General features: G+C 65.6%; 7 protein-coding genes. 3 read left to right on the forward strand and 4 right to left on the reverse strand.

The window, feature by feature from the left end; all coding sequences use genetic code 11:
- The first annotated feature begins 185 nt into the window (after nt 1–185).
- Together BLR25_RS20245 and BLR25_RS20250 are read left to right on the forward strand one after the other, a co-directional pair.
- Nucleotides 186–1,661: an AAA family ATPase gene (locus tag BLR25_RS20245; RefSeq protein ID WP_091940552.1), complete on the forward strand. Its 1,476-nt coding sequence runs from the start codon at nt 186–188 to the stop codon at nt 1,659–1,661.
- A gap of 8 nt (nt 1,662–1,669) precedes the next feature.
- The gene (locus BLR25_RS20250; protein ID WP_176786004.1) at nt 1,670–2,215 is read left to right on the forward strand and encodes an SRPBCC family protein; all 546 of its coding nucleotides are present in this window, start codon (nt 1,670–1,672) and stop codon (nt 2,213–2,215) included.
- A gap of 35 nt (nt 2,216–2,250) precedes the next feature.
- On the opposite strand, the gene BLR25_RS20255 is transcribed toward BLR25_RS20250, so the two are convergent.
- From BLR25_RS20255 to folD, 3 genes are read right to left on the reverse strand one after another with little or no spacing between them, the layout of a single operon-like run.
- Complete coding sequence (locus BLR25_RS20255; RefSeq protein WP_091940554.1) at nt 2,251–3,261, reverse strand: L-threonylcarbamoyladenylate synthase; 1,011 nt, start codon at nt 3,259–3,261, stop codon at nt 2,251–2,253.
- A 19-nt stretch (nt 3,262–3,280) separates the two neighbouring features.
- Nucleotides 3,281–3,778 (reverse strand): 5-(carboxyamino)imidazole ribonucleotide mutase, encoded by a 498-nt coding sequence (gene purE, locus BLR25_RS20260; protein WP_091940556.1) that lies wholly within the window; start codon nt 3,776–3,778, stop codon nt 3,281–3,283.
- A 30-nt stretch (nt 3,779–3,808) separates the two neighbouring features.
- Complete coding sequence (gene folD / locus BLR25_RS20265; protein WP_091940558.1) at nt 3,809–4,663, reverse strand: bifunctional methylenetetrahydrofolate dehydrogenase/methenyltetrahydrofolate cyclohydrolase FolD; 855 nt, start codon at nt 4,661–4,663, stop codon at nt 3,809–3,811.
- Nucleotides 4,664–4,916: 253 nt separating this feature from the next.
- Between folD and BLR25_RS20270 the strand changes: the two genes are divergently transcribed.
- On the forward strand, nt 4,917–5,738 hold the full coding sequence (locus BLR25_RS20270) for an SGNH/GDSL hydrolase family protein (RefSeq protein ID WP_218122833.1): 822 nt from the start codon (nt 4,917–4,919) through the stop codon (nt 5,736–5,738).
- Nucleotides 5,739–5,787: 49 nt separating this feature from the next.
- Here BLR25_RS20270 and BLR25_RS20275 read toward each other — a convergent pair.
- Nucleotides 5,788–6,309: ABC transporter permease (locus BLR25_RS20275; protein ID WP_143009948.1), on the reverse strand; the 522-nt coding region annotated here is incomplete at its 5' end.

Below are 6,309 nucleotides of genomic sequence, written 5' to 3' on the forward strand. Positions count from 1 at the left end.
TTTCCGACCAACGATCAGGAGCTTCGTCATGGCTAAGAAGAAAAAATCCAAGGGCAAGAAACCCGCCCCGAAGATGTAAGGAAAGACAGGCTTCCCCTGTCTTCCCCAAGGAAAAAGCAGACACGCGTCTGCTTTTTCCATATCGGCAGCCCCAAACGCAGATTCCCGCCCCCCTCTTTTCGTCCATGCCACCCGCCGCCGACATCCGCCCCACCGGTTTCCTGCGCCTGCTTGCCGGCCCGGCAATGGTCGGCATGCTGATGATGATCCTGCTGCAGGAATCCTGCGGCGCCGCTACCACCTGGCTGGTCATCGTCATCGCCCGGGAAATCGCCGAGGCGACCGTCAGCGTCTCGAACTTAGCCTGGATCGTCGCCGCCCAGACAATCGCCTACCTCGCCGGCGCCGTCAGCTGGATCTTCGCCGAGCGCGCCGGCTTCGGCGCCTATGCCCGCTACATGCTGCGCTTCGCCCGTCTCAACCGGCACCGCACGCCGTTGCTCGGCGACACCGAAGCACGTGAGGAAACCGAACCTTTCCTGACCAGCGAAGCGTTCCAGGTGCTGTTCGAGCTGGTGTTCACACTGCAATTCCACCTGCGCCTGTTCTTCCAGTTGCTCTTCAACGCGCTCGTGCTCGGCATCGAGATCGACGGCGACCTGCCGCTCGCCTTCGCCGTCGCCTTCGTCACGCTCTCGGCGCTGCAGTGGCGCTTGCGCCAGCCGCTCGCCGACGCCTGGCTGCATAACCAGGTGATGACCAACCGCATGACGGCGCGCACCTACAACGCCTGGGACAACATCTTCACCGGCAACCGCTACAACTTCGCCGTCTGGCACCGCGACTTCCGCGGCCGCCTGCGCGACGCGCTTGCCGCGCAGATCCGCGCCATCCTGCTGCGCGAGGGCTGGAGCGCCGCCAGCGGCCTGATCGCGCTGGCGCTGATCCTTTTCGCCACCGCCTGGATCGCACTTCATGACGCCGGCAACACGCCGCTACTGATCGCGCTTGCCGCGACGCTACCGCGCCAGATCGAGATGGCGCTCGACATGCACCAGCTGACCGCCGGCGTCAGCGACCTCGTCGCCGTGTGGACGCGTATCCGCGGCGTTTGCGCGCATTTCTGTCCGACCCCCGATCCCGGCTTCGAGGCGCGTATCCGCTTCGGCCGCGTCACCCTGCGCGAAGACGCCCGCGAACAGGTCTGCGACTCGCTAGCCGAGGCGCTGCGTCACGTGCTCGGACGTCCGACCGGGCTGGTCGCGATCCGCGGCGACAACGGCTCGGGAAAGTCGACGCTGCTGGCCGCGCTCAAGACCCATCTGCACGGCCGCGCCTACTACTGGCCGACGCAGGACCGCCTCGCCTTCGCCTTCAACAGCGAAGGCTGCCCCGTTGAAACGGAAGAAGAAGACGAGGACGACGACGCCGAAGCGATCAGCGCGCGCGAAGAGGCCGAGCAGCGGCGGGGGTTTTCATCCGGCGAACGCCAGATCGCGGTCTTGCGCGAGATCGTCGCGCGCACCGACCACCCGGTTTATCTGCTCGACGAATGGGATGCCAACCTCGACGCCGCCAACCGCGCCGTCGCCGCGACACTCGTCGCGGAACTGGCTGCACGTGCACGTGTCATAGAAGTTTCCCATCGCGATCGAGGCTGACGGCGGCCATGCGACGATTCCTCCTGGCTCTGGGCGCGCTATTGTGCGCCGTATCGACGGCAGTGACCGCGACGCCTGAAATCGAGGTCAACGTCGAAAAGCGTAATGACACATTCGTCATCGATTCGAGTTTCGAGGCCGGCGTGCCGGTGCGCGTCGCCTGGCGCGTACTGACCGACTTCGACAACATGGCGAAGATCCTGCACAACCTCAATACGAGCCGTGTCATCAGCCGTAGCGGCAACACCGTGCGCGTGCGGCAGGAAGGCACGGCGCGCTTCGGACTGTTCAGCTACACCTTCACCTCGGAACGCGAGATCGAACTCGAACCGAGGAAGCGTATCCTCGCCCGCCAGATTGCCGGCAATACCAAGTCCTACAGCAGCGAGATGGAAATCGCGCCGAGCGACGGCGGCACGCGTTTCCGTTACCACGCGGAAATGACGCTCGACTCGGGGATCGCCCGCCTGCTCGGCGGGCCGTTCATCCGGCACGAAATCACCGAACAGTTCGGCTGGATGATCGACGAAATGGAACGGCGCCAGACGCCCTGAGCGCCCGCCCGACGCCGTAGAGGGGGGAGAAGCGCTTAGCCCTCGCCAGCGCCGCAGGCGGCACGCCGGAGGCGATCGGCGACGGCGGCCCAGTCGGGACCGACGCCCAGCGCCTCGACGACGATCAGGTCGTTGCCGCCCTGGTCGAGTTCACGCAGCCCCGCATAAAACCCGCGGGCATAAGCTTCCGGATCGTCCGGCAGGCGACAACATCCGGCAGCGGATTCAGCCGCCCCCGATTCCGTACGCGCCAGCACGCCGACGCGCTTTCCTTGCGCGGCAAGCTCCGCCAGAACGACGGCCAGATCGGCCGACGCGACAACGCGCAAGGCGGTGCGCGGCGCATAGTGCGCATCGAGCGAACCCGACACACGCGGCACGGCGCCGGCGGGGCGTCCGGCGGGAAAATCGGGCGTCACGCCGATGACGGCGGCAATCCGTTCGGGCGTGATATGGCCGGGACGAAGGATGCGCGGCACGGCGTCGTCGCGCGACAAATCGACGATCGTCGACTCGATGCCGACCTGGCAGGGACCGCCGTCGAGCACCAGCGCCACGGCAGTGCCGAGTTCCTCGCGCACATGCTCGGCGTCGGTCGGACTGATGCGACCGAAGCGATTGGCCGACGGCCCGGCGATACCGCACATGCCGTCGCGCCCACCACCGGCCTGGGCATAGGCGCGCAACAAATCGAGCGCCAGCGGATGCGCCGGCACCCGCACACCGACGGTGTCCTGTCCGCCGGTCACCGCCAGCGGCACCGCGTCGGCGCGTTTGAGGATCAGGGTCAGCGGCCCCGGCCAGAAGGCCTCGGCCAAATCCCAGGCCGCCTGCGGAATGTCGCGCGCCCAGCGGTCGAGGTGTCCGGCGCCGGGCAGATGCACGATCAGCGGATGATCGGCCGGCCGCCCCTTGGCGGCGAAGACCTTGGCCACCGCCTCGGGATTGGCGGCATCGGCACCGAGCCCATACACGGTCTCGGTCGGAAAGGCGACAAGCTCGCCCGCCTGGAGCAGGCGAACGGCTTCGGTCAGATCGCGCGACATGCTTTCGTCCTGGTCCGGCTTACGGCAGATCGGGCAGGGTCTTGGACAGCACCTTCTCGGTCTGCGACGCGCGGAAGGCTGACAGCTTGGCCGCGAGTTCGGCATCGCCGAGCGCCAGCATGGCGACCGAGAACAAGGCCGCGTTGACCGCGCCAGCCTCGCCGATGGCGAAGGTCGCGACGGGAATGCCGCCGGGCATCTGCACCATGGCCAGCAAGGAGTCGAGACCTTGCAGATGCTTCGACGGCATCGGCACGGCAAGCACCGGCAACTGGGTCTTGGCCGCCAGCACACCGGCCAGGTGCGCCGCGCCGCCCGCGGCGCCGATCAGCACCTTCATGCCGCGCGACTCGGCCGAAGCGGCGTAGTCGAGGGCCGCTTCCGGCGTGCGATGGGCCGACAGGACCTTGGCTTCATAGGCGATGCCGAAGCGCTTGAGGGTCTCGGCGCAGGCGCGCATGACCGGCCAGTCGCTGTCGGAACCCATGACGATGCCGACGAGAGGTTGAGTGCTCATGAGATTCTCCTTCCTTGCAGTAAATTCGGTTCAGGCGCCGAGCGCGCGTTCGGCGCTTTCTAGCGTGTTGGCCAGCAGCATGGTGATCGTCATCGGGCCGACGCCGCCGGGCACCGGCGTGATGAAGGACGCCACTTCCTTCGCTGACTGGAAATCCACATCGCCGCACAACTTGCCGTCGGGCAACCGGTTGATGCCGACGTCAATGACGACGGCGCCGGGTTTGACCATGTCGCCGGTAATAAATTTCGGCCGGCCGATCGCGGCGACGAGAATGTCGGCGCGCTGGCAGTGCGCCTTGAGATCGCGCGTCTGCGAATGGCAGACGGTGACCGTCGCGCCGGCGTGCATCAGCAGCATCGCCATCGGCTTGCCGACGATGTTCGAGCGACCGACGACAACGGCTTCCTTGCCCTTGAGGTCAATCCCGGCCTCTTCGAAGAATTTCATCGCGCCGTAGGGCGTGCAAGGAATGAAACAGGGCTGGCCCTGCATCAGGGCGCCGACGTTCTCGGCACGGAAGCCATCGACATCCTTCTCGGCGGCGATCGCGTCGAGCACCGCTTCGGCGTCGAAGTGCCGGGGTAGCGGCAACTGCACGAGAATGCCGTGAATTTTCGGATCGGCGTTGAGTTCGGCGATCTTGGCGAAGACCTCGGCCGGCGCCGCATCGGCGGCAAAGACATACTTCTCGGAATGGAAACCGGCCTGGGCGCAGGCATTGACCTTGTTGCGCACATAAACCTGCGAGGCCGGGTCCTCGCCGACCAGGATCACCGCCAGACCCGGGCGAACGCCTTGGGCGGCGAGGATCTCGGCCTTTTGTTTGAAGCCGGCGCGAAGCTTCTGGGCCAGCGCATTACCGTCGAGAAGATGTGCAGTCATGATGTACTTGGGGCGTCGTGAAGTGGCGTGAGCGGTGGCGGGCAGGCCCGACCCGTCGGTCGGGGCGCGCGGGAGCCCGACAGTATACCCCAGGGTGTGTTCTCAATTAAGCGTTGGTTGCGCAAGGGCCCTGGCGAGACATAGAGCGAGCGGGCGAGCCCAACCAAAACGGGCACTTGGCGCCATGCGCCGCTTGCCAGCCGGAAGGCCGCGCGTTATAAGCGTTCATCATCTTTCGACGGATCCGCCGATCATGCCAACCGTATTTTCCGGACACGGGCTTCCGGTCCTTCTCCTCTCGTTGACACTGCTTGCGCCGGCGCTGCACCTGAACGCCCAGGAAGCGCCGCCCCGACTGCAGCATAAAGCACCGGAAGCCGCACCGCGTGCCATCCTCTGGGTCGGCAACAGCTTCTTCTATTACAACAACAGCCTGCACAACCACTTCAACCGGCTCGCCGCGTCAGCCAAACACAAGGTCAGCGGCACCTCGGCAACGATCAGCGGTTCGGGTCTCGACTGGCACGACATGGCCTCGCTGCTGCGTCCGGACGGTCTCGGCCGCTACAGTTTCGTCGGCAACAATGACATTCGATTCAATCCGCAAGGCCGCCAGTACGACACGGTCATCATGATGGACTGTAGCCAGTGTCCGATCCATCCGAAGCTGCAGGCAGCCTTCCACGAAACGGTGGCGAAGAACGCCCGCCTGCTGCGCGAGAAAGGGTTGCGCCCGATGCTGTTCATGTCCTGGGCCTATCAGGACAAACCGGAGATGAGCGCCGCGCTCGCCCGCCAATACACGCAGGCAGCCAATGTCAACGATCTGTCCGTCATCCCGGCGGGGCTGGCTTTCGCGCGTGTCTTCGCTAACGACAAGGACATTAACCTGTACGAACCTGACAAGCGCCACCCGAGTCTGGCCGGCACCTATCTCGCCGCCTGCACGGCCTTCGCCGCGCTCTACCGCGAGTCGCCCGAGGGTCTCGCCTACACTGCCGGATTGCCCAAAGACGTCGCCGCCCGATTGCAGACGGCGGCGTGGATGAGCGTTCAGGAATATTTCGCGCCCTGAGATCGCCTCCGGTCACCGTGATGCACACGGCGACCGGAAAATGCAGCTATCAGGCAGCGGGCCGCGACACCAGCTTCTTGAACAGCGCCGGCAGGCTGACGCCCTGATTAAGGATGAGGGCGACGAGGATGACGATGCCGGTGGCGATCGGGTGATAGGCGGACGGCATGTCGAGGAGGTTCAGGCCGTTGTTGATGAAGCCGACCATGACGGCGCCGATCAGGGCGCCGATGACCGAGCCGTTACCGCCCATCAGGCTGGTGCCGCCGACGACGATGGCGGTGATGACATCGAGCTCGTAACCGCTGGCGTTCATCGCGTAGGCCTGCTGGGTGAGCGACGCCATGACGATGCCGGCGATCGTCGCCGTCACCGACGAGATCGTATAGACGATGATGCGCGTCTTGTCCGGATTGACGCCGGTCAGCTTGGCCGCGACCTCGTTGGCGCCGACGGCGATCGCCCGCCGCCCGAAGGCGGTGTGCTTGAGCAGCACATGGCTGGCGACGACCAGCAGCATCATGATGTAGATCGGGATCGGGATGCCGAGGAACTTGCCGACGCCGATTTC

The organism is Propionivibrio dicarboxylicus (genome assembly GCF_900099695.1).
GTDB classification, from domain to species: domain Bacteria; phylum Pseudomonadota; class Gammaproteobacteria; order Burkholderiales; family Rhodocyclaceae; genus Propionivibrio; species Propionivibrio dicarboxylicus.